Annotated in this window: 17 protein-coding genes; 3 read left to right on the top strand and 14 right to left on the bottom strand. The window is 45.2% G+C overall.

The genetic code is table 11. The features are described 5' to 3' along the window. Positions 1-24 precede the first annotated feature (24 nt). The 5 genes from AC3WJJ_RS21060 to ftsE all read right to left on the bottom strand — a co-directional run bounded on the left by AC3WJJ_RS21060 (position 25) and on the right by ftsE (position 6,028). The gene (locus AC3WJJ_RS21060; protein ID WP_492543589.1) at positions 25-1,353 is read right to left on the bottom strand and encodes a PDZ domain-containing protein; all 1,329 of its coding nucleotides are present in this window, start codon (positions 1,351-1,353) and stop codon (positions 25-27) included. Between the two features lie 85 nt (positions 1,354-1,438). Beyond that, positions 1,439-2,908, bottom strand: a complete 1,470-nt coding sequence (locus tag AC3WJJ_RS21055) for a S41 family peptidase (RefSeq protein ID WP_492543588.1) — start codon at positions 2,906-2,908, stop codon at positions 1,439-1,441. A gap of 110 nt (positions 2,909-3,018) precedes the next feature. Further along, complete coding sequence (locus AC3WJJ_RS21050) at positions 3,019-4,341, bottom strand: murein hydrolase activator EnvC family protein (protein ID WP_492543587.1); 1,323 nt, start codon at positions 4,339-4,341, stop codon at positions 3,019-3,021. A 93-nt stretch (positions 4,342-4,434) separates the two neighbouring features. Next, positions 4,435-5,352, bottom strand: a complete 918-nt coding sequence (ftsX, locus tag AC3WJJ_RS21045) for a permease-like cell division protein FtsX (RefSeq protein ID WP_492543586.1) — start codon at positions 5,350-5,352, stop codon at positions 4,435-4,437. Then, positions 5,342-6,028 (bottom strand): cell division ATP-binding protein FtsE, encoded by a 687-nt coding sequence (ftsE, locus tag AC3WJJ_RS21040; protein WP_422661557.1) that lies wholly within the window; start codon positions 6,026-6,028, stop codon positions 5,342-5,344. Before ftsE ends, ftsX begins: the two co-directional genes overlap by 11 nt. Before the next feature lie 206 nt (positions 6,029-6,234). On the opposite strand from ftsE, the gene AC3WJJ_RS21035 reads away from it, so the two are divergent. Further along, complete coding sequence (locus AC3WJJ_RS21035; RefSeq protein WP_492543585.1) at positions 6,235-7,665, top strand: VanW family protein; 1,431 nt, start codon at positions 6,235-6,237, stop codon at positions 7,663-7,665. 58 nt (positions 7,666-7,723) lie between these two features. Here AC3WJJ_RS21035 and AC3WJJ_RS21030 read toward each other — a convergent pair whose 3' ends face one another. From AC3WJJ_RS21030 to AC3WJJ_RS21010, 5 genes are all read right to left on the bottom strand, one after another. Next, positions 7,724-8,449: a hypothetical protein gene (locus AC3WJJ_RS21030; protein ID WP_492543584.1), complete on the bottom strand. Its 726-nt coding sequence runs from the start codon at positions 8,447-8,449 to the stop codon at positions 7,724-7,726. A 77-nt stretch (positions 8,450-8,526) separates the two neighbouring features. Then, positions 8,527-9,243: a polymer-forming cytoskeletal protein gene (locus AC3WJJ_RS21025; protein WP_492543583.1), complete on the bottom strand. Its 717-nt coding sequence runs from the start codon at positions 9,241-9,243 to the stop codon at positions 8,527-8,529. A gap of 229 nt (positions 9,244-9,472) precedes the next feature. Further along, positions 9,473-10,069, bottom strand: coding sequence for a hypothetical protein (locus AC3WJJ_RS21020; RefSeq protein ID WP_492543582.1), 597 nt, complete (start codon positions 10,067-10,069; stop codon positions 9,473-9,475). After that, entirely contained in the window at positions 10,053-11,648 is a 1,596-nt protein-coding gene (pilM, locus tag AC3WJJ_RS21015) for a pilus assembly protein PilM (RefSeq protein ID WP_492543581.1), read from the bottom strand. Before pilM ends, AC3WJJ_RS21020 begins: the two co-directional genes overlap by 17 nt. Before the next feature lie 12 nt (positions 11,649-11,660). After that, positions 11,661-12,410, bottom strand: a complete 750-nt coding sequence (locus AC3WJJ_RS21010) for a prepilin peptidase (protein WP_492543580.1) — start codon at positions 12,408-12,410, stop codon at positions 11,661-11,663. Positions 12,411-12,489: 79 nt separating this feature from the next. Here AC3WJJ_RS21010 and AC3WJJ_RS21005 point away from each other — a divergent pair, with 79 nt between their 5' ends. Further along, positions 12,490-12,681 carry a hypothetical protein gene (locus AC3WJJ_RS21005; protein WP_492543579.1) on the top strand — a complete coding sequence of 64 codons (192 nt, stop codon included), beginning with the start codon at positions 12,490-12,492 and terminating at the stop codon, positions 12,679-12,681. Positions 12,682-12,722: 41 nt separating this feature from the next. Here the strand turns inward: AC3WJJ_RS21005 and AC3WJJ_RS21000 are convergent, their stop codons facing one another. The 4 genes from AC3WJJ_RS21000 to AC3WJJ_RS20985 all read right to left on the bottom strand — a co-directional run bounded on the left by AC3WJJ_RS21000 (position 12,723) and on the right by AC3WJJ_RS20985 (position 17,373). Further along, the gene (locus AC3WJJ_RS21000) at positions 12,723-13,196 is read right to left on the bottom strand and encodes a type II secretion system protein (RefSeq protein ID WP_492543578.1); all 474 of its coding nucleotides are present in this window, start codon (positions 13,194-13,196) and stop codon (positions 12,723-12,725) included. 240 nt (positions 13,197-13,436) lie between these two features. After that, positions 13,437-14,642: a type II secretion system F family protein gene (locus AC3WJJ_RS20995; protein ID WP_492543577.1), complete on the bottom strand. Its 1,206-nt coding sequence runs from the start codon at positions 14,640-14,642 to the stop codon at positions 13,437-13,439. Then, entirely contained in the window at positions 14,642-15,685 is a 1,044-nt protein-coding gene (locus AC3WJJ_RS20990; protein WP_492543629.1) for a type IV pilus twitching motility protein PilT, read from the bottom strand. Before AC3WJJ_RS20990 ends, AC3WJJ_RS20995 begins: the two co-directional genes overlap by 1 nt. Positions 15,686-15,708: 23 nt before the next feature. Further along, the gene (locus tag AC3WJJ_RS20985; RefSeq protein WP_492543576.1) at positions 15,709-17,373 is read right to left on the bottom strand and encodes a GspE/PulE family protein; all 1,665 of its coding nucleotides are present in this window, start codon (positions 17,371-17,373) and stop codon (positions 15,709-15,711) included. A 309-nt stretch (positions 17,374-17,682) separates the two neighbouring features. On the opposite strand from AC3WJJ_RS20985, the gene AC3WJJ_RS20980 reads away from it, so the two are divergent. Beyond that, the gene (locus AC3WJJ_RS20980) at positions 17,683-22,158 is read left to right on the top strand and encodes a choice-of-anchor A family protein (protein ID WP_492543575.1); all 4,476 of its coding nucleotides are present in this window, start codon (positions 17,683-17,685) and stop codon (positions 22,156-22,158) included. Positions 22,159-22,207: the final 49 nt, after the last annotated feature.

Below are 22,207 nucleotides of genomic sequence, written 5' to 3'. Positions count from 1 at the left end.
GACCTAATCATGATGTATTTTACTCTAAAGCTCAATCGTATCCTGCTTATCCTCAGGTTGACCCGGTGCAAGTAACTTGGGCGTAGCAGTCCTTTTATTACGTACGTTCAGCTTCATTCCTACAATAGCAAACAGGCTAAGCGGCTTCATCTTCACAGATAAATGATCATCTGGACCAGGAGCAACAATCGCACCTAATTGATGATGGTCGCCTGCATATATTGCCCGCTGCATAAACTTGCTCTCGCCCTGATGATTCTGAACTTCCAACTTACAAAAAGCGGAGTTCTGACGGAGTGCAGCATGCAGTTCTTCCTTGTTATGGATTAGTGCTCCGTTCACCTTCAGAATGGTTTCACCGGCGAGAATGCCTAGCTCATCTGCTGGGCTTCCCGGCAGTACGGCAAGCACACGCAAACCCTTCGTGGGGTTTACAAATACCGGACTCTTCTGGGATTCCTCATAACGACTGTACCAGACCAGTCCTTCATGAAGACCAAGTGCTGCCAGTGCTGTAACAATCATAAGCGGTGACCACCATTCAGCAAGTAAGCTCAGTGCGAGCAGTACAGCGCTATAGATCACAAGTCTCTTGGAAGTCACTAAAGCCTTCTGCCTAGGCAGCATACTCTGTGTCATCTCTCCAAAGCCAATTAATACAGGCAGCACGAGTATCCCAAACCCACTGCTCCAGCCCTCGCCGCCAAAGAATGGTGTCCAAGGGAGAACCATACTTCCCCCTGTAGCAGGAACCAGCAGGAACAATGGTAATGGCCAGAAGCTCTGCATGTTATACCCGCCAACAAGCTTACCTCTCTTCCCTTCAAGGAACAGCGGCGTTGCAAACTTCGAACCTTGTATTACAACAAGCACAGCTTCAGCAAAATGAAGTACTGCCGCAAGCGCAAGCAACGATGGAATATCAAGCCCCATAATCGTCGACTTTATATCACCTATGAATCCATTAGGCTGCCATTGTGGAAACCAGCTTAATATAAACTGAGTGATGCCAAGTACCCCGATAGAATAAGCAAAGCATAAAAACCTAACACGGAAGAGCATGAGCACAATAGCGGTTACCCAAATACATAGGACAGCACCAAAGGTTAAGGATATTCCTAGAAAAGCCATCACTACAGATACTGCAAGCCCCGCGATAAGACCTCCTAAGAATGTCCTCCACGTTTGAAGTCCCCATCCGTTTAGCCGAACATGAAACAGTTTACGTTCTAACAACACTTGCCTGCGATACAATAAAGCGATCAAAATAATTGAAATATAATAAAACGGCTGCATCAGCAGCTGTAATCCTGCATCCATCGCGAGCCACAGCAACTCTTTCGCTATCTCCAAAAGTGTGCCACTCTCCTTCCTCTTCAAACACATCCTTCGATTCCTTTGGGCAAATAGAAAAAAAGAAGGCTAAGGTTCAGCCTTCTTACTTGTTCGACGCCTTAGCGGCAATTTCCTCCCGGACCTCGGCGATTCCGCGATTCATTTGATTATCATTCTTCGGATCTTGAATCTTCTTAATTAACTCAGCCTCAAGCGCTTCAGCTGTTGCGGCATTTACGACACCATCCGCCTTAAGCTTCTGACTGCTCTGGAAACTCTTCACTGCTTTCTCCGTAGCACGGTCAAAGTAACCGTCCTTCCGTCCAGGTTTATATCCAATAGCCTCAAGCATGATTTGAGCATTCTTAACATCTGAGTTATTCATATCGAACTTCAAGGTCTTCTTCTTATCAATCGGTGCAACCGAGAAGTAATCTGGTTGAGCCACTTTAAGGTCAGGCTTGATACCTTTTTCATGGATCCATGTTCCATTTGGTGTCAACCATTTGGCGATCGTTACTTTCAGTAAGCTTCCGTCTCCAAACTGCTTATCAAAACTTGTCTGAACCGTACCTTTACCGAAAGAATTCTCACCGATCAATACGGCTCCAGCAGACTCCTGCAATGCTCCGGCAAGAATCTCGGAAGCACTGGCACTACCCTTGTTCATGAGAACCGTAACAGGATATGCTTTAGAGTCTCCTTTAGAAGGATGCTTCTCTCGTTTCTTGTCCTTGTCTTCAACCTGAACAATCAACTTGCCTTTCGGTACAAATTGTTCCGCAATGTCAATGACGACAGAGAGTACACCGCCTGGATTGTTCCGAACGTCAATCACGAGCCCCTTCATGCCTTGGTCTTCAAGCTTCTTCAGTTCTTCCTTAAAGCGATCACCTGTATTAAGGGAGAATTGGGAAATCTCGATAATACCAACCTTATCATTCTCCATGCGGGACGTAACCGTTTCTAAGTTCACGTTATCTCGGACAATAACAAATTCGATAGGTTCTGTTGAACCAGCGCGTTTCACCTTGATAACCGCTTTTGAACCTTTTGGTCCTTTGATTTTTGCTACTGCAGCATTTAAGTCCAGCCCTTGCAGTGATTCATCGTTAACCGATAAAATCACGTCCTTCGCCCGAATTCCAGCTTTGTCAGCCGGAGACCCTTTAATAGGCGAAACGACAACTACATTTCCATCGACGGAGGATACCTCAGCACCAATACCACTGAAAGAGCCTTCGATACTCTCCTCAAATTGTGCTGCTGGAACCTTGCCCATGTAATTGGAATAAGGATCACCCAGTGACTCCATCATTCCGTTAATCGCTCCATCGACCAGCTTGTCCCTGTCAATGTCCTGATAGTAGTTACTTTCGATTAAATCGAGAGCCGTGCCTATCTTCTTCGCTTCCGCTTGCTCGAGTCCACTATTCGATATGCTTGCAAGCAATCCTTCTCCGCTAGCACTCGAACCTGCCAGATTCGGCAATTGCGTGAATGCCATTGTCAGTAGTCCGCCGCATAGCATAGCAGCTACTACCAGGAATACGACCGTTCTCTTTCTTAACATGGATTTCACCGCCTTTTGTACGTATCAGCTCATTCATTTCGTAGCTCCCCGGTCGTCCTAGTATATGATTAACTTCCGGGGAATATTTATACAGCGGCTCTTTCTATTAACTACAGATAAGGAGTCGGATTTACTGCTGTTCCATTAATCCGAACTTCAAAGTGTAAGTGAGGGCCTGTGCTTCGTCCCGTGGAACCCACTTCTGCAATCTTCTGTCCACGAGTAACTTGCTGACCTTCATGCACTTTCGTACCACCATTACGGATATGGCCATAAAGCGTCCACACACCACCACCATGGTCAATAATTACGGCGTTACCATAACTGCTCCACCATTCCGCTAAGATAACCGTACCACTCTCAGCTGCACGGATTTCTGTACCTTCAGCTACTGCAAGGTCTTGTCCGGTATGCATAGAAAGCACTTGACCCGTAACAGGGTGGGTACGTGTTCCGAATGGTGAAGACAGGTAAGCTCCGGATACCGGCATTGCGAACGGACCGCCATTCCCTGCGAACGAACCGCCGCCACCGCCACCGCCGCCGCCACTGGACGGTTTATGGGAAGCTGCAGCTTGCTGTTTCTTCGCTGCAGCCGCTGCTGCAGCCTTCGCTCTAGCTTCAGCTGCTGCTTTAGCTGCTGCTGCTCTTTTAGCCGCTTCAGCCGCCAGTAACTTGTTCTTCTCTTGCTGAAGGTTAGAACGTTTCGTAGCTAATGTTACGAGCATCTGCTCCTGCTCAGCTGAGATATCATCCGATACTTCGATCTTCTGATCGTACTTAGCAATGAGAACTCGCTTCTCTTTCTCTTTGTCATTAAGCTCCGATTTACGTTCTTCCATCTGGGCGTACAGATCTTTAGCTTTCGCATACTGTCCCTCAAGTTCCTTCTTCTTATCAAGCACAAGAAGCTTGTCCTGTTTATGTTGAACTAGAAGGTCCTGATCCTGATCGACAATCGTCTTCAGTGAATCTGCACGTTCCAGGAAGTCTGTGAAACTTGTGGATGACAATAGCACATCCAGATAAGAAACATCACCTTCCATATAGATAAGACGAATACGTTTCTCCAAAAGTTTCTCTCTTGCAGCAATCCGTTCTTCCGCTGACTTCAACTCTTGTGTCGTTACACGAAGATCTTCTTCCGTCTCATCGATCTTAACGGAGATTTTAGAAAGCTCGCTACTTACGGTATTGATCTGATCCATTACATATTCCAAGGATCTATTCGTTTTATTCTTGTAATGCTGCGCCTCTTGCTTCTGCTCAGCAGCTTTATTCTTTTGGTTGCGGGCCTGACGGACCTGCTCCTGTAGTGTTTCAAGTTCACGTTCAACATCGGCAGATGTTTTACTTTCAGCTAATCCGGCAGAGGGTTGGAATACGACTGCAGCCAATAGTAAGGCGGCTAATCCGGCGGCGATCTTTTTCAACTTGCGCTCCCCATCCTTTTTCAGTGATCTAGTTAAATAAAAAATATTTTTCGAAATATTTGAAACAAAATGACGTAATCAACAGTTATAAAGTTATACCTTCAAAAACTTACGAATGGACATCGTGCTACCCCAAATGCCAATCAGCATACCAAGTAGAAGAATTAATCCTCCCAGCAGCATCCATATATCCCCTAGTGGGATCAAACTTTGTGCTAGTGTGATATCACCTTTCACTGCATTTTGCAGGCGGCTATATCCAAGGAACAGCACACCTACCGTAACCAATGAACCTATGAATCCAATCAAGGCACCTTCAACGAAGAAAGGCCAGCGAATGAAGTTATTCGTTGCTCCCACCAGCTTCATAATGCCAATCTCTCGGCGACGAGCTAGGATCGTAACCCGAATGGTATTAGAGATCAGGAACATCGACATGAGGCCGAGACCCCCTACGAAAATAAATCCGATATTTCGCACCGTACGGGTGATCTTAAACAAGGTTTCAACCGTGCCTTCCCCGTACTTCACTCTCAAAATAGGCTTTTCCGGATGCTTCTCGTTAAGAGCACTGATCTTCTCAGCTAGATGAGGAACCGTAGTCGGCTCAACAACTTCAACGACGAATGAATCTGGCAGGGGGTTCTGATCCTTGTTATTAAAGCCCTCCAGCATATCCTTACCTTCCTCACCAAGGCTTTCGGTTAATTCCTTCATTCCTTCGTCTTTGGAGACAAAACGGATGGAGCTAACCTCAGGCATCGCCTTGATATCCTTCTCTATGGTTGCACGCATCTCCTCATCCACGTTCAGATTAAGATATGTACTCACCTGTACTTCACTATCGGCTTTATCAGCCAATGCATTTACATTCAACACTAACAATATGAATACACCTAGAATAAATAATGACACTACGATCGAGGTTATTGAAGCAACGGACATCCAGCCATTCCGGAATACGCTTTTGGCCCCTTCCCGTAAGTGCCGTAGGAAGGTCTTAAAAGTCATATCCGTACTCCCCTCTTGCCTGATCTCGGACAATTTGTCCGTTTTCAATAGCAATAACGCGTTTACGCATTGTATTTACGATATCTTTGTTATGCGTTGCCATCACAATGGTCGTTCCCCGGAAGTTAATCTCGTCCAGGAGCTGCATAATTCCCCACGATGTCTCCGGATCCAAGTTGCCGGTTGGCTCATCCGCAATAATAACGGAAGGATTATTCACAATCGCCCGGGCTATGGCAATCCGTTGTTGTTCCCCACCTGACAATTGTGCTGGTTGGCGGTTCGCTTTCGATTTCAGTCCTACGAGGTCCAGTACTTCCATGACCCGTTTCTTCATAAGGCGTGTAGGAGCCTCAATAACTTCCATAGCGAACGCAACATTCTCATAAGCGGTCAGCTTCGGTAACAATCTGAAGTCTTGAAAGATAACTCCGATATTACGCCGAACATACGGTATCTTACGTTGCTTCAGCTTACCAATATTAAATCCATTGACTGATATTTGTCCTTTAGTTGGTACTTCTTCTCTATAGATGAGTTTCATAAATGTCGATTTACCTGCGCCAGACGGTCCGACGACGTAAACAAACTCATTGCGGTCAATCTTCACGGAGACCCCTTGAAGTGCATGGGTGCCATTCTGATAGGTCTTCCAAACATCCTGCATTTCTATCACTTCATCACTTCCCATTACTTGATTAGCCCTTATACATTCGACACTTTCCATCTAATTCCTTTAAAATCCATGAAAAATCCTCAAGACTCACCTATTGTAACAAATTTGTTACCTTTTGAGTACCCGAAAGTTTAACAGGCCTGTGACATATACATTAAAAGGTGCTTGAACTACGACTAACCAGAAGTAAAAGAAGGTGGGTTCTCATGAAAAAAATTCACATTGGCCTTATCGTTGTCACTAGTATTTTGTTATTTTCCTCTATTTGTTACGGGGCATTGACCCTGTATGTTAATCAAAACATTCTTCCAAAGAATGTAACCCTGTCAGGCTGGCATATCGGAGGTAAATCAACAAGCGAGGTTCTTCATGAGTTAGATAATCGCTTACGCGACATGGAGGCCATTCAGGTTCGATTTGGCGGAGAGCATATGAACGGAGATGAGGAAGTTGTAAGTCTTCATGATGCAGGCGTACAGTATGAAGCGGATGAATTTCGAAGTGCTGTATCACGTTTAATGGAAGGTGGACTGTGGGAACGGGCTGTGTACCGCTACAAATTCAATCGGACCTGGAGCATCCAGCTCACATGGGATCAGGACGTTCTGAAGAAACGATTCCACACCGAATGGGAAAAGGAAAGGTTCGGCGAACCGGTTAATGCAGTACGTACCATTTCAGATGACATTGTGCGCTATTCACCGGAGCAGTCGACATTCCGAATCGATTGGACAGCACTTGGCGATCGATTTAACGCAGCCATCCCAGGCGACTTTTCTCCACTCGAGACGAATCCACCAGCAGACATTATCATGGAAATCCCGCTAACTTTACATGCGCCAGACGTCACGGTGAAATCACTCCAAGCTGAAGGAATCGAAAGAAAAATAATCGAGTTCTCGACATATCTAGGAGCAAGCGGACCAGGCAGAGTTCACAACGTAACTTCAGCTGCCAAGGCTGTGGATGGGATGATTCTAAAGCCAGGTGATGAATTTAATTATGCAGAAGTTGTTGAAAGAGCACAGGATAAATACGGCTTTAAGGAGGCGCCCGTAATTGTTAGTGGTAAGCTCGTTCCAGGCATCGGCGGAGGCATATGCCAAGTGTCTAGCACGATCTATAATGCTGTTCTATTGACAGGACTTGAAGTAACGGAACGCCGCAATCACTCTCTGCCGGTCAACTATTTGCCAAAAGGACAAGATGCCACTTTTGCTGAAGGTTATATCAATTTCCGATTTCGCAACAATACGGGCAAGCATCTACTCATCCGTTCTGAAGTGAACGGAAAGACGCTCACGCTTAAATTTTTCGGTACATTTCCGAAGAATACGGTGTATTCGCTCGAATCCCAGACCGTTCAGAGTATTCCCGCTCCGCTCAAATACGTCCGTGATACGTCACTGGCTTCTGGTAACCACAAAGTCATCCAAAATGGAAAACCGGGATACGTTGTGGAAACCTACCGTGTCAAAAAGGTCGACGGAAAGATTACCGAGCGGGAAAGAATATCCCGCGATATCTACCGTGGACAAAGCACAATCATAGGCATGAACCCCTCCAACGGCGAGCTTCCAAGCTCACGGGATTTACCTAAAGCGCCTGTTGTTGAGGATGGTGTCAGCAACCCTTAGCCCTAGTTCATGACATATAAAAAGAACCAGAGGATTCGCATCTTCTGGTTCTTACCGTTTAATAGCGTTCTATATTAATAATTTCCGCATCTTTATCAATCTTAAGCTGATCGCTATAGATAACCTTCCCAATCACGCATCCTCTGCCGATGATTACACGGCGACCTCGTACTGTATCCGCTTGGGTGTTCTCAAGAAAGATCTCATCACCTTCAATGTGTTCGGCACGCAGACTCGCTACGCGTGGTAATCCGATCATTCTAGCCAGTCGTGAGGTCGATACAGAAATCACTTGGCCCGTGATGCTAGATACTCTGGAAAAATCCCCAAGCAGCTTTATGTTTATATCTCTACCATATAGCATACCGCCAGCATGAACTCGGCCTCTGATCTTCAAATCTTCCACACCGATCTCATCGCCAGCCTGTAAGGTTCCATTGATCGTCATCTTCACCGCTGAGAGTGAGTGCCCTACAGACAAATCACCGTTGATGTGAATTTGCCCCATCCGGCTACCTCCACCTATCTTCATCCCACCGTTCACCTTTAACTGTTCGGCTTCGAAGTGTTCGTCCACGCTCAGTTGCCCATTAACCTTGGCATTCGTGCTACGCATACTTCCTTCCACGACGGCGGTTCCGTTACAACGGAAAGTCATACAATCGCTGCTACCATATATTCGTCCATCCCCATTAATCCGTACTCTACCTAGTGTGCCGCCAGCAGATGTTCCATTCCCCATTATCAATACATTCTGTCTGACCTCTGCTGCATATTCTGTCATCTAATGAGCCTCCTTACCTTCATTTAATTCATATCTGCCAAAATCAAGCTTATCCGCATGATTCAGCAATGCATTTATTAAATCAGACGTACTTCTCCAACCTCTGCAGAAGGGTCCTGAATAAATTCCTCACTATATTCAACTACACGAACTTTACAGCCTGGTCCAAGAATAACACGATTGGCACGGATGATGTCAGCCTCCGTATACTCTACATCTATCACGTTACCTTCGATCACACGTACGAATAATCGAACAGGCCTAAAGGAAAAAGATAATTGTTCCCAGATTCGCAGTCCTTTTTTTCGAACTTGAATGAAGTTCCCACCGATTTCATACGCCTCCGAACGATCAAACAAGCGAATATCTACCGTCTCTGAAAATATTGAACGATCGACATTAAAACTTCCTTTCACTTCAATCTTTTCACTTTGAATATGTTCGGCTTTTAGGGACCCACCAATTTCAATATTTGGAGCGTTCACGTCACCTTGAACATGACACCGCCCGTTCACCTTCAAAGTTCCAGAGCGCAGGTGACCTTTCACTTTCGCGTGTCCATCAACACGTACTTCCACAGCGTCGACGGGGCCATCCACCGTTCCGTTACCATTTATCCGAATCTTCTCGGAGGTTAGAGAACCTTTTATACTGACACTTCCATTGCCTACAAAATCAGTACAATCCATATCCCCACTAATTGTCCCTGCTCCGTCTAGTTGCACTTTTCCATATATTCCTCCGGCGCTTTTACCTACTCCTGCAATGTGTAGATCATGACGCTTTTGTTCCATGGCATGCGTAGCCTCCAATTTCTATATGTGCTGCAGCTCCAACGCTGTGTTTATCACGAGATTATTTATAAATAATGTAACACACACAATAAAGACAACAAACGTCCTTGTGGCTGAAATTCGCCTCCGTCCAGAGACTGAGATGATGAACGTTCAAGTTATACGAAAAAAACCGGTCCTCCTAATTGCTTGAGGCCGGTTATCTGGGGATTCTTGTGAAAGACGATCATTATTTCACGATTGCCGCTTCTCCCTGAATGTCTTCATAATAAGCAGTAAACACAATATTGGCGGTTATCTCCGTTTGGGTACCCGATGGCTGCTGAAAGCGGAAAGAGTCGACCTTCATGAGCCTTGGCAATCGCTCAAGCTCCTCCATCCAAGCGTAGATCTGCTCGTAATTCCCTTCCACCTCTGCGTTCATCTTTACTTCTTTAATGAAAGGATATACACCTTGACTGCTCCCCGTCATGAGGAAAATCTCATTTATACCGCTTAGATTAAAGTCGACATTTTTTAGTATAGCTTGTGATCTAGCACCTACTAAACGTAAATCCAGGACCAACTGATCAGCACTGTCACTCTGTGGGAGTGCAGTCAATGACTCTGCTGCGGATAACTCGCCTGAACCATCCGTACCCTTCATCTCATCGACCTTACTCTGTAGGATAGCCGTCTCCTTTTCAATGCGGGTCATCTCTAATTTCTGCTCATTCATTTCATCCATTGTAGGCTGTAGTCCAAGCATAAAAAATGCAAACAACAGCAAGAACAGAACCAGCACACCAAGCACAATCGTGGACCGATATTTATTCAACTGTTCCATTGCTGCTGTCCTCCTTCTCTACATCCACTGATTCATTCACTGAACCGCTGCCCGATTTCAGATTCACTCGGTAGACAGCTGTATAAAAATCCTGATCCAGACTTGATGCATCTCGCCCCTGTGTTCCTTTGGTCAGCTTTAGAATCATTGCATCAGATGTAAATGCTAATCTGCGTAGATTCACTAAATACTCCGAGGACTGCTCCATATTTTGAACATAGATTGTTAGATCTACGCTGGATCGGTAGCTGTAGCCAATATCCCGCAATGTACTCCCCTGTGGCAGACTCTTCACAAGTTCTTTCAAAATCTGAACCGCACTCTCTCGGTGTTGCTTAATGTCCTCAATGGCTTCCGTTCGTTCCGTCTGCCCAAGTCCACTACTGCTGAGCGAAGTTAGTTCCTGCTCTACACTACTCCGCTGATCACGCAGTGCATTCAACCGCTCATCCTGATTACTAATCTGCCCTTTGTTCAGAACGTAAAAAGTACCTGTAGCCGCTACACCGAGAACCCATATACCTACCAATGCTACTGCTACATATGGGAATAACACTTTTTCCCGATCTTCGCGTGGTAGTAGATTCACCTTATGCCCACCGGAGTTTTTCAGTGCTGCTCCTGCAGCCAAACGATATTCATTGATGTCAGGATCAGGTGAGGCAATATCATGAAGTTGAAGAAGATCGACCGCATGCAGCTGGATTTCAGACATGGATTGTCGCAGTTCTTGATACAACTGTTCTCGGTGTTCAGCTTGTCCTGTTACAAGGATATCCTGAATACGAGTGGTCCCATCATGTAAGCTATATTGATAGAAGTTCAGCATTCTTGATATTTCTGCGGTAACCTCAACAATTTGTTCGGGAGCAAGCCGCCTCGCTCCAATCTGCGCATTCTCATTAGGTTCAGTCTCCGAATGATCGCTAATGTGTTCCCTCGAATTCAGATCGTACAAGTTAATCGTGCGCATAAAAACCGGATCACCATTATGGAACATATACACGTCTAACAGGGATTTTTCCATATGAATCAGCATGGTTTCTGCGAATACCTCTCCCTGACCAAGGGATATCGTTCGCGCTAATGCAGTACCCGATATTTCAACACTGCTCACTTTTAGACCTGCGGCCTCAACAACATCTACATAAGCTTGAATGAGCTTACGCGGGGCTGCAAATACAAGAAGATGTACGTGCCCATCGATGGTCTCCGTTTCCACATAATCATATACCGGATTGTCAAAAGGTAAGTGTAGACCTGTCTCTACCTCCAGCTTAATGAGCTGTTCAACCTGCTTACTGTCGGAGCTGGGAATAACCATTTTCCGGACAATCATTTGAGAAGGAGGAACCGACAGCGACACCTCGGTGCCTCTTAGCTTAGCATCCTTTACAGCCTTCTTAAGGAGTTCAAGCATCGCAACGCCATCTGCAATCTGATTCTCTTCGATAATACCCGGCGGCAAAGGGAGAAACCATTTCTTGTCGAACTCCCAAGTTTTCTTTTTTAACCGAACGTAGCGGATCCCTGTTTGTTCTATGGAAAGACCCGCTGCTTTTTGACCTATACCGAGCATGCGTATATCCTCCTAACCGATGAGCGAGAGATACCCGCCGATAATCTGTGAACCGTAACCATAAGTAATCAGGGTACCTACCGCTAACCAGGGTCCGAAGGGAACGGGCTGCCGTCGTTTGATGATACCTAGCAGCATGAGGGTTCCTCCAGCTATAGTTCCTAATAAACAGGCTGTAAGAAATGCTAGAATGACACCTGGAAAGCCAACAACCCAGCCACATAATGCAAACAGCTTCACATCCCCCATCCCCATGCCGCCGAACCATGCCAGCACCAGAACGATTCCTCCGCCAAGCACTGCTCCTAGTAGGTGTTGCCAGATTGAACCGCTAGGAAAGAGCAAGGTTAGGACACCTAGAATCGGCAGGAAAAAGAGCAGGACTGAATTAGGTATCCGCATGTATTTCAGATCTGACACGGTTACAATAACCAGCATGCTGACAAGTACAAAGCCAATGATGCTTGCCATGGTTAGCCCGAAACGTAAATAGAGCCATAGGAATAGCAGGCCTGTGACCGCTTCGCCAATGGGATAAAGTGCAGATACTTTGATTCCGCAATGTCTACACTTCCCTTTTGCGAACAAGTAGCTAAGTATTGGGATCAGGTCACGACCTGATAACCGCTTATGGCATGCACCACACTGTGATGGCGGGCTTATAATGGATTGCCTCAGCGGAACCCGTAGACCCACTACATTATAGAAGGAACCAAGTACCATACCTATGAAAGTGATATAGATTGCTATCATCGTCGTCATTGCTGTTCAGTCCGCTTTCTGCCTTGAATTTGAAACAGGAACCGGGGGTGATTGTTCCCGATTCCTGAGGGGAGGATAAGTGCCTGACTCCTGGTTTGTTCTGCTTGTGAGGCCGCTGCGCGGACGGATCGTACTTCCGATCGCTGTTGTCTTCGGATTTCCTGAATGGACTTATACAAGGGTGAAATCCGAAGACAAAGGCGACCACTGGCGTTTCTCCAGTACGATTCCGTCCTCTCCGCTCTTGGCAGAGGGAGGAGTTAGGCACTGATTTGTGGGTGTTGTTAGACTAAGTTATGCCTCTATTCAGTCTTAAGGAGTTGCGGGCTTACTGTCTACATCAGAGCTAAGTACCTGATCAGCTCTATACAGTCCCTTATCTGATCCTTTAGGAACATCTCCATCAACAGGTTTAATTGTAACGCTAACCAACTGCCCTCCACTAAATAAAACGGTACCCTCTTTTATTTTCTTCTTAGTACTTGGAATACTTAGAGAGTTATCTAAATAACCAGCTCCCTGCATCTGAGCAATAGTAACTTCTGAAGTTCCCTCGAAGTCGCCACCTTCTTCACCCGTAATATACAGTCTCGCAGCATCGTAAACCTGACGTGCCGTTGCAACATCTCCATCTTCTTTGGACTTATTAATGATATTTCCGATCAAAGGAATAGCAATTACTGCAATAATACCGAGAATAACGATAACAGCTAAGAGTTCGATCAGTGTAAAACCTTTTTCATCTTGCAATCTTGTTTGTCTAGCTTTCAAAGCTCTGGTCAACATGGGATAATCCCCCTTTAGAATATTGTCGTACTGAACAATCTATGAATCTATAAATCTACAAAACAGACAAAGATTGACTACTTAACCTACGAAATAAATCTCACGTTAAGTTACAACTACTAACATCTAACATCATTTACATCAGAGCTGCTATTCGTCGGGTCGAATGATGAGCATACAACTTAATTATTCACTCTCCCGGCGTCACCCCTCTCCAAAATTTAAATCTATGATAAGGCATTACATATTGCCGTACATACTGAACATCGGCAGCATAATTGCCGCCACAATGACACCTACCACGCCTGCAAGGAATGCGATCAACAACGGTTCAAGCAGTGACTTGAGACGATCCACGGTATTCTCGACATCCATCTCATAAAAGTCTGCGACCTTAGAGAGCATCTGATCCAGCGCCCCCGTCTCCTCACCAATCGCGATCATCTGAGTCACAAGAGGCGGAAATACCCATGCTTTTTTCAATGGTTCGGATAGAGGTTTACCCTGCCTGAGGGAATCGCCTGCACTACGGATGTATTGCCCGACAACTTTGTTACCAGCTACCTCTTCCACAATGCTTAAAGACTGAAGCACCGGTACAGAACTTGCATAGAGGGATGCAAAAGTACGCGTGAACTGGGCAATGGACCCCTTCTGGTTAAGCTTGCCGAACACGGGCAGTTTGAGCTTCGCATAATCAAGCCAATATGCGCCGCGCTCCGTCCGTTTGAATACTTGGTAGGCGACGACTATTACTAGAACAGCCAACAGCCAGATGTACCATTGTCCCTGGATGCTTTCACTGAGCGCGAGCACAATCTTAGTAATAGCAGGCAGCTCCGCATTCATGGACTCAAACATAGAGACGAACTGTGGCACAATGGCCCATAGCAGGTAAACGACAGCAGCAACGGCCATAACCCCAACCGTCACCGGATACGTTAATGCAGATTTAATCTTCTCTGTCGTGCTGTGCTGTTTCTCGTAATAGAGAGCCAGGCGGTCCAGCGTACCTTCCAGATCCCCTGACTCTTCACCAGCGCGAATCATACTTACGAATAAGGGCGGGAAAATCTTCTTATGATCCTGCACCGATTGTGAGAATGATATCCCCCGAAGCAAGCTTGAGTTGACATCGATCAATGCTTTCCGTAATGGTTTACTGTCTGTCTGTTCTGCCAAAATCCTTGTAGCGTCCACTATCGACACTCCTGCACGGATTAATGTCGCGAACTGGCGGCAATAGATGATGAAATGAATAGGTTTGACCGGATTGCCGATATATATATCCATGGATAAAATCGTCTGTTTCGTCTCGACCAATGAGAATACGGTCAAGCCGCGCTTTCGAAGTTCCTCCATGGCAGAAGCTTTATCTACGGCACTGAGCTTACCTCTCAGCTGCTTGCCACCACTTGTCTTAACCTGATACTCGAATTGCTGCATCAGCTGCTCACCTCCGCGATATACGACTTCGCCGCGGATGGTAGAATTAGTCCATTCTGGAGATGCTCCCGAACAGACATTTCCAAGGTGTGCATTCCTAGTGTACGTCCGGTCTGCATGACGTTCCTGATTTGATGCGTCTTGTCTGTCCGAATCAAGTTCGCTACTGCAGGTGTATTAATGAGGATTTCGGATGCGCATAAACGACCTCTTCCCTCCGCACGTGGAAAGAGCCGCTGAGAAATGACACCTACAAGCACGGATGCCAATTGGGAACGAATCTGTGAATGCTGGTGACCAGGAAATGCATCAATAATACGATCAATGGTCTGTGGTGCATCGGTTGTATGAAGTGTGGATAATACGAGATGTCCTGTTTCGGCTGCTGTTACCGCTGCTGATATCGTCTCCAAATCTCTCATTTCACCGACTAGAATAACGTCCGGGTCCTGCCGCAGCGCAGCTCTAAGTCCATTCGAGAAACTTCCCGTATCGCTGCCAACTTCCCGCTGATCCACAAGGCAAGTCCCATGAGTATGTAAAAATTCAATTGGATCTTCCAAAGTGACAATATGCTTGCGTTCACTATGATTTATATGGTCCAGCATTGCGGCTAGCGTAGAAGATTTCCCACTCCCTGTCGGGCCTGTAACCAGAATAAGTCCTTGGGGTTTCATAGCCAGACTAGATAAGACGGAAGGCATCCCAAGCTGTTCAAGAGACGGTATTTGTGCTGGAATAGAACGAGCTGCTATACTGACGAACCCCCGTTGTTTATAGACGTTCACACGAAATCGTATTCCGTCTTCTAACGGATAGGAGAAATCAAGCTCTCCCACACTCTGAAAATATTCCATCCTCTCACTTCCAAGCAGCTTCTCAGCCATCGCAAGTGCATCCCGGGGGGATGTCATCATCTCATCGATCGGCTGCAGTTGGCCATCAACACGCATCATCGGCGGAGAGTTGACGGAAATATGTAAATCCGAAGCCTGGGAGTGATACGCCTTATGCAGCAAACAAATAATATCTCGTGACTCTATCAATCTCGGCGCCTCCCCTCGGATTAATGTGCAACAGACTCTCGCATGACTTCATGCACCGTTGTAATACCCTGGCTTACCTTCACAATCCCATCCTCCATCAACTGAATCATTCCGCAATCCTGAGCGGTACGCCTCAACTCCTCAACAAATGCCGAACTCGTAATCATTGCTCTCAGTTGATCATCTATGACCATGACTTCATGAATCGCGATCCTACCGCGAAAGCCTGTACTATTGCAGTGTCCACAGCCTTTTCCCCTGTACAACGTATCCATATGAAGTCCATAATTACGCAGCAAAATCATTTCCTGCTCTGATGGTGTATAAGCTTCTCGGCACTCAGTACAGATCTTGCGAACAAGGCGCTGAGCAACAACACCAAGGAGTGAAGAAGCGATCAAATACGGCTCTATTCCCATATCTCGTAACCGGGAGATGGTGCTAATCGCATCGTTCGTGTGGAGAGTAGATAACACCAGGTGCCCTGTCAGTGAGGCTCGAACAGCGATCTCTGCCGTTTCGGTATCACGGATCTCACCAACCATGACAATATTGGGATCTTGACGTAAGATTGAGCGCAGTCCGGCAGCAAACGTAAGCCCTACCGCTGGGTTTACATGAACCTGGTTAATACCCTCAAGTTGATATTCCACTGGATCTTCAACCGTAATGATGTTTACATTTTCTTTATTTAAATGATTCAGTGCCGAATATAAGGTGGTTGTCTTACCACTTCCCGTTGGACCCGTAATGAGCAAAATCCCATAGGGACGCTCGATCATTTCTCGAAATGCTTCAATGTTTCTCTCATTAAAACCAAGGTTATCTAGTGACTTTACGCCTGTGGTCATATCTAGAAGCCGAAGCACAATCTTCTCACCATGCATGGTTGGTAAGGTAGAGACACGAATATCGATCATTTTGTAATCAAACTGCATCTTGATCCGGCCATCCTGCGGGAGTCTGCGTTCTGCTATATTCAACCTAGCCATAATCTTGAGCCTTGCGGTTATAAAACCTTGCATCTGTTTCGGAATCAATCGTTCCGTCTTCAGAGAGCCGTCGATTCGGTAGCGAATCAATAGATTGTTCTCTCCTGGATCTATATGAATGTCGGATGCTCGAAGCTGAACCGCTTGCTGGATCATCTGATTTACCAGACGAACGATCGGTGAAGCCTCATCCGTAATCTCCGTCTCCTCAAATTCCTCTTGTGAAGGAAGCTCCACCATCATCTGACTCATAGAATCTCGCATACCGTAATGTCTCGCTATGGCACGCTGAAGCTCTTCCCTAGTTGAAATAGCCGGTTCAATTCGGAATCCCGTCGTCATTCGCAAATCTTCAATCGCAAAATAGTCGAGGGGATCTGCCATGGCAACCATCAGTTTCCCGCCCTCTTTCATAAAAGGAAGCACTTGATGACGTTTCGCCATACTCTCCGGTATGATTCCTGTTATCGCAGGGTCAATATTGTATTTAAATAAACTTACATGCGGAATACCTAGTTGAAATTCCAGTACTTCGATCAGTTGCTGCTCCGTTATGTACCCTTGAGAGATTAACAGATCTCCAAGTCTTCTCTTTGTCTTGCGCTGCTCTGCTAACGCCTCTTGCAACTGTTCCTGCGAGATAATCCCGTTCTCTACGAGCAAGTCTCCCAATCTTTTCTTCACGATGGCCATAATAATCACTCCATATCGTGTAGTCTCATAAATCAGACATGATTCCAATCATCAAAAATAGGTTTACATTTCGATGAAATGTAATTTTTGCTATCCATATAATAGAATAATGATTTTGTATAGTTACATAGTCTTATTAAGTAGGGATAATTTCATACTTTCGTATTGCTTAGATGAGAGGTTTGACCTAGAATGATATATAACACACCTTGGAAATTTTTACAACTACTCTCTCTATTGAGCTTGTCAAATCATCAGATATTTTGATTATATTTTAGGTTTTTTAATAGAAAGGGGCGAATAACAACGATGAAAAGACACTATAAACGGAATCTACTTCTTATTTTCGGATTCATACTGGTTTTATTGCTCTTCTTACCGATTAGGGACTTTCTAACTAAGGCTGAAGCAGACAACACGAATTATACCATTCGAATTCTGGAAGTAACAGATAACGGGTCAACAGACCTAGCTGGGTTAACTTCTGGAGGGAATCCAATTCAGATTGATACGATGAGTATGAAGAGATTCGTCTCTCTTCGAACAGACCTTGATGGAAAGTATGATGCTATATACATAGGATCGGGGAAATACAACAAGAGCGGTGTAGCGGGGAAAGATCATAATACATCTACGGTGATGAACGACATTACGAGATTGAAAGCAAAAGCGATTATCGATCATTTTATTAACAAAGGGCTTTATGTGTTTTTGCATACAGATCCTTTTACGAATCGGCAGCCTAGCGAGCAAGGGAACTTATACAATGCTTTCAATGAATATCGTACCTCTACGAAATCAAATGTCATTTTTGTTAATACGAATGATGTGAATAAGATTGTTCAGGATATCAACAAAGGAAGTTCCCCATACCTTCCTGGTATGAAGCAGCGCCCTCGCCTTGAAATTACGAATAGATCCGAGATCAAAGAGTACACGACGAGTCCAAACCATATCTATCAGATCGGTGATGAGCTCACCTATAAGATTCGTGTATCTAATGTGGCTGATTTTAAGAATCGACCGGTTACAGCCAACCTGTATATGAGTGTTGATAAATCAATCGCCATGACCAAGGATCAGATCGTTGCCTCTACCACGCTGGATCAAGGACCTAACGGAGAAATCAAATATAAACTGCCGAAGACCTATTCAGGCGTCCTATATTGGAAGTTAGAAATCGTGGATCAATTAAACCCGAATCAATGGAAGGATTATGACAGTGGGTCAATTCGATTCCGAGGCAAAAAGACTGTCGTCAGCATACTTCAATTACTGCCTAACAATGAAGGTAATCGAAGCAGCAGTCTGCTCAATAGGGCTAATATGGACCCGAGTTTTTTGAAAAATGATGATTATGAGCTAAAGATTGAAACTAAATCCATTCAAGACTTTAACAGATACATTGCAAGCAACTACAGTTCAAATCAAACCTATGGATTAAATGGCATCTACGATATGATCATTTTTGGTTTTGCCGATATCTATAACACAAAAACACCGATCAGCGCTCAGGCAGCCGAGGCAGTTGTAGAATTCATCGAGAAGACAAAACAAAGTGTCATGTTCACCCATGACACCATTTATGCGAGCACAGCCGAATGGATGAGCAAGTTCCAGAGTATTACGGGCCAGATCAGACCGGAGACTAATCTGGGTTTAAATGCACCCAACACATCCAAACTCGTGGCTCCTGTAAACGATGGGTTACTCACACAGTACCCTTTTAACTTATCGATAACAAACGATGCCACCAATAAACCGATCAATCAGGTCGCAACGACACACAACCAATATTTCACACTGAACTTGGAGGATGAAGAGGTTATTCCTTGGTATAACATTCAGGGCAATAATCGTGATATCAACGATAGCTGGAACCACTACTACACTTACTCCAAAGGAAATGTAACGTATTCGGGAACAGGACATATTTTTACCGGAAACAATTCGGCTTCATTCCCTGACTGGGAACAAAGATTATTCGTTAACACCATGTATCGTGCCTTCACTGGAGCTAATCACGCTCCCGAAATTACGGTTCTGACCCCAGAGGACAAGAGTGTAAAGCCTTCGTATCAGGAGGAACTCGTTGTCAGCTACACGGTGGATGATTGGGACTGGAAAGACCGGAATCTGCTCACAAGTATCAAGTTCAAGAAAGATAATGTCTACCTGAGCGATATGTCCATCCATGAGAAAGCAATCCTCTCTGGCCAGACGGTAACGCAATCCTTCAAGAACCCCCTTCCCGAAGGTGGTAACCTTGAAATCGAAATTTCAGCACGGGACAAGCAAGGTGCGATGTCAACCAAGACGATCCATGTCACCATTAAGAAGGTAACAGTGAATCTGGAAACGAATCGTTCGCTTTCGGACAACGTCATTCAAAATGAAGTGAAGCGTGATGATGAAGTCGTTATTAGCTATACAGTAACGCCCAAACCCGTCCCTTATCTGGATGTTGATGTTAGCGCACAAGGCAAGGACAAGCTGGTCATTTCGGATATTCAGTTTATGGAGACATTTCCTGCGAATTTTGAAATCTTAGAAATGCCGGAAGGAACGATTAAGACTGGAACGCTTGATACAGGCTATGTGCTGCACCAGAGCTTGGGGGATATTACCTATAAGTTAACGGAGGTAAACGGCATCAAGTCATATGTACCTGAGGAACGCCAGCTTATCACTTTTCAGGTGAAGGGTACACCTAAAGCCAAAGGGGTCTATTTACTTGATAACTCCAAGATTGATTATGAGGATATACATGTGTTACCTGAGGTTGGAGATGGGCAAGGCACTGAGGCCCCTGAGGGAACCGCATCGAATACATCACTTGGACTTCCTAAAGATTTTTCCATGTTTGTGCTGAACAATATCAATATTAGCAACTTCACGAATGAAGGGGTCATGGCCGGCGGAGGTAATGTAAGTATATCTGGTTTTGGTGTCGGTACTGGACTTGATCGCAGCTACGCTAACAAATATACCGTCATTGCAGGTAACGATATTAACGTCGGTAATGGATCATTCGGTACGGATAAAAATGAATGGGGAAAAGCTGCCTATGGCGGAACGGCCACCACTCTTGATTATCTCAAGCACTTAGTGATAAAAGACAGTCCAATTGATTTTACCGCCATTCGAAGAAATATGCTGCATACATCAGAGGCTATTGCACAGCTCCCTGCTACCGGAGAGACAAAGATTACTGAAAATGGAGGAATCCTCACACTTATCGGTGATGATCCTAAACTTAATGTATTTCATGTAACGGGAGAAAAGTTGAAGCTAGTAAACACATTTACTATCGAGGCTCCTGCAGCTTCTACGGTTATCGTAAACATCGATGGGACTCATGTAGAAATGGGTAGGGGATTATCACTCAAAGGCGTCGATGCAGCCCATGTACTCTATAATTTCCATCAGGCTTCTACGGTATCTAATGTAGGTATTGAGGTGCTCGGGACGGTTCTTGCTCCGAAAGCTGCATATAGACTACAAGGTAACATCATTGGTTCGGTTATCGTTGATTCGATGTCAGGCGGAGGCTACAAAATCTTTCTCAAGCCATTCGAAGGAGATATCGGAATCAATCCAACAGAACCCGAATCTCCACAACCGCGGCCTCGCATACCAGCGATGTTCCCGGATCTAGTCTTTAAAGCTGTTGTGAAAGTCACAGAAATTCAACTAAGTGGAAGAACCATTTTGGTAGATACAGAGCAGCAGTTATCCCCGGTCGTACTCCCTGAGGATGCAGATAATAAGATGCTAGGTTGGGAGTCTTTGGATTCAAGCATTGTATCCGTTACTAATGAAGGCACGATTCATGGTCTAAAGGAAGGTACAACAGAGATCAGAGTATTCGCGACGGATGGCAGTAATGTATCCACCATCGTTCAGATCAAGGTGATTAATCGAAACTTAACCATCACAGGTCCGAACACTGCAAAAGTACGCGATGAACTCGACCTCTCGGCCTCATACGTAACTGTTGATGAGCAAGTCACTGGCTATCGCTGGAGTGTTAAGCCCATGGATGGACATGATGTATCCGACATGGTAAGAATCGTTCAGGATGAAGCAGACCCAAGCAAGGTGAAAGTGACCGCTTTGAAAAAAGGTCGTGTCACCCTCATTGCCACTGTCTTAACGAATAAATTCCCGAAAGGGGCTATGTCGAGGGAACATACCATCACGATCTCTCAGCGATTGGATGAGATTTTTATCGACGGTCCTCAAAAGGTTCTCGTTGGAGAAAACATCACACTCAAGGTGCTCACCAATCCTGCTGGTGTTGAGAATACAGGTTATCAGTGGTCTCTTGTAGGAGATGGCGCCACCTACGCGAAGATCGTGCCCGCAATAGATGGCCTAACTGCAACCGTTACTGGATTGAAACAGCATGATGCGATCAGAGTACAGGTAACTACCAACTGGCCCTCCGATAACTTAACAGCGACTAAGGATATTAAGGTTGTGCCTGTTCTTACTGGACTTAGATTAGAGGGCGTAACCATTAAAATTCATGAAACAGCCAATTTATTCGATGATAAGCTGACTGCCCTACCGAGTGATTTCATGAAATCCGAACTGAGGGGTAAATTAGACTGGACGAGCTCCGATGAATCGATTGTCACAATCGACCAGAATGGTATCATTACAGGAAAGAAAAAAGGCATCGCTCAAATCACTGTAACCTACATTAACGCTAAGAATGTGAAGATCACAGCGAAAGGCACCGTGAAAGTCCTAGGAACGAGTAGTACAGATAAGTATTAACAACAAACAGCCCAACCGGTGAAGTCTAACGGTTGGGCTGTACTTTTTA

This window comes from Paenibacillus sp. FW507-14B1B (assembly GCF_058781425.1).
The sequence above is the reverse complement of the archived record's forward strand: the minus strand, read 5'-3'. Positions and strand labels throughout refer to the sequence as shown.

What these genes read in the sequence shown, in the direction of transcription:
- AC3WJJ_RS21055 (WP_492543588.1), bottom strand. Translation starts at nt 2,908, where the DNA reads ATGTTAAGAAAGAGAACGGTCGTATTCCTGGTAGTAGCTGCTATGCTA.
- ftsX (WP_492543586.1), bottom strand. Translation starts at nt 5,352, where the DNA reads ATGACTTTTAAGACCTTCCTACGGCACTTACGGGAAGGGGCCAAAAGC.
- AC3WJJ_RS21035 (WP_492543585.1), top strand. Translation starts at nt 6,235, where the DNA reads ATGAAAAAAATTCACATTGGCCTTATCGTTGTCACTAGTATTTTGTTA.
- AC3WJJ_RS21030 (WP_492543584.1), bottom strand. Translation starts at nt 8,449, where the DNA reads ATGACAGAATATGCAGCAGAGGTCAGACAGAATGTATTGATAATGGGG.
- AC3WJJ_RS21025 (WP_492543583.1), bottom strand. Translation starts at nt 9,243, where the DNA reads ATGGAACAAAAGCGTCATGATCTACACATTGCAGGAGTAGGTAAAAGC.
- AC3WJJ_RS21020 (WP_492543582.1), bottom strand. Translation starts at nt 10,069, where the DNA reads ATGGAACAGTTGAATAAATATCGGTCCACGATTGTGCTTGGTGTGCTG.
- pilM (WP_492543581.1), bottom strand. Translation starts at nt 11,648, where the DNA reads ATGCTCGGTATAGGTCAAAAAGCAGCGGGTCTTTCCATAGAACAAACA.
- AC3WJJ_RS21010 (WP_492543580.1), bottom strand. Translation starts at nt 12,410, where the DNA reads ATGACGACGATGATAGCAATCTATATCACTTTCATAGGTATGGTACTT.
- AC3WJJ_RS21000 (WP_492543578.1), bottom strand. Translation starts at nt 13,196, where the DNA reads ATGTTGACCAGAGCTTTGAAAGCTAGACAAACAAGATTGCAAGATGAA.
- AC3WJJ_RS20995 (WP_492543577.1), bottom strand. Translation starts at nt 14,642, where the DNA reads ATGCAGCAATTCGAGTATCAGGTTAAGACAAGTGGTGGCAAGCAGCTG.
- AC3WJJ_RS20985 (WP_492543576.1), bottom strand. Translation starts at nt 17,373, where the DNA reads ATGGCCATCGTGAAGAAAAGATTGGGAGACTTGCTCGTAGAGAACGGG.
- AC3WJJ_RS20980 (WP_492543575.1), top strand. Translation starts at nt 17,683, where the DNA reads ATGAAAAGACACTATAAACGGAATCTACTTCTTATTTTCGGATTCATA.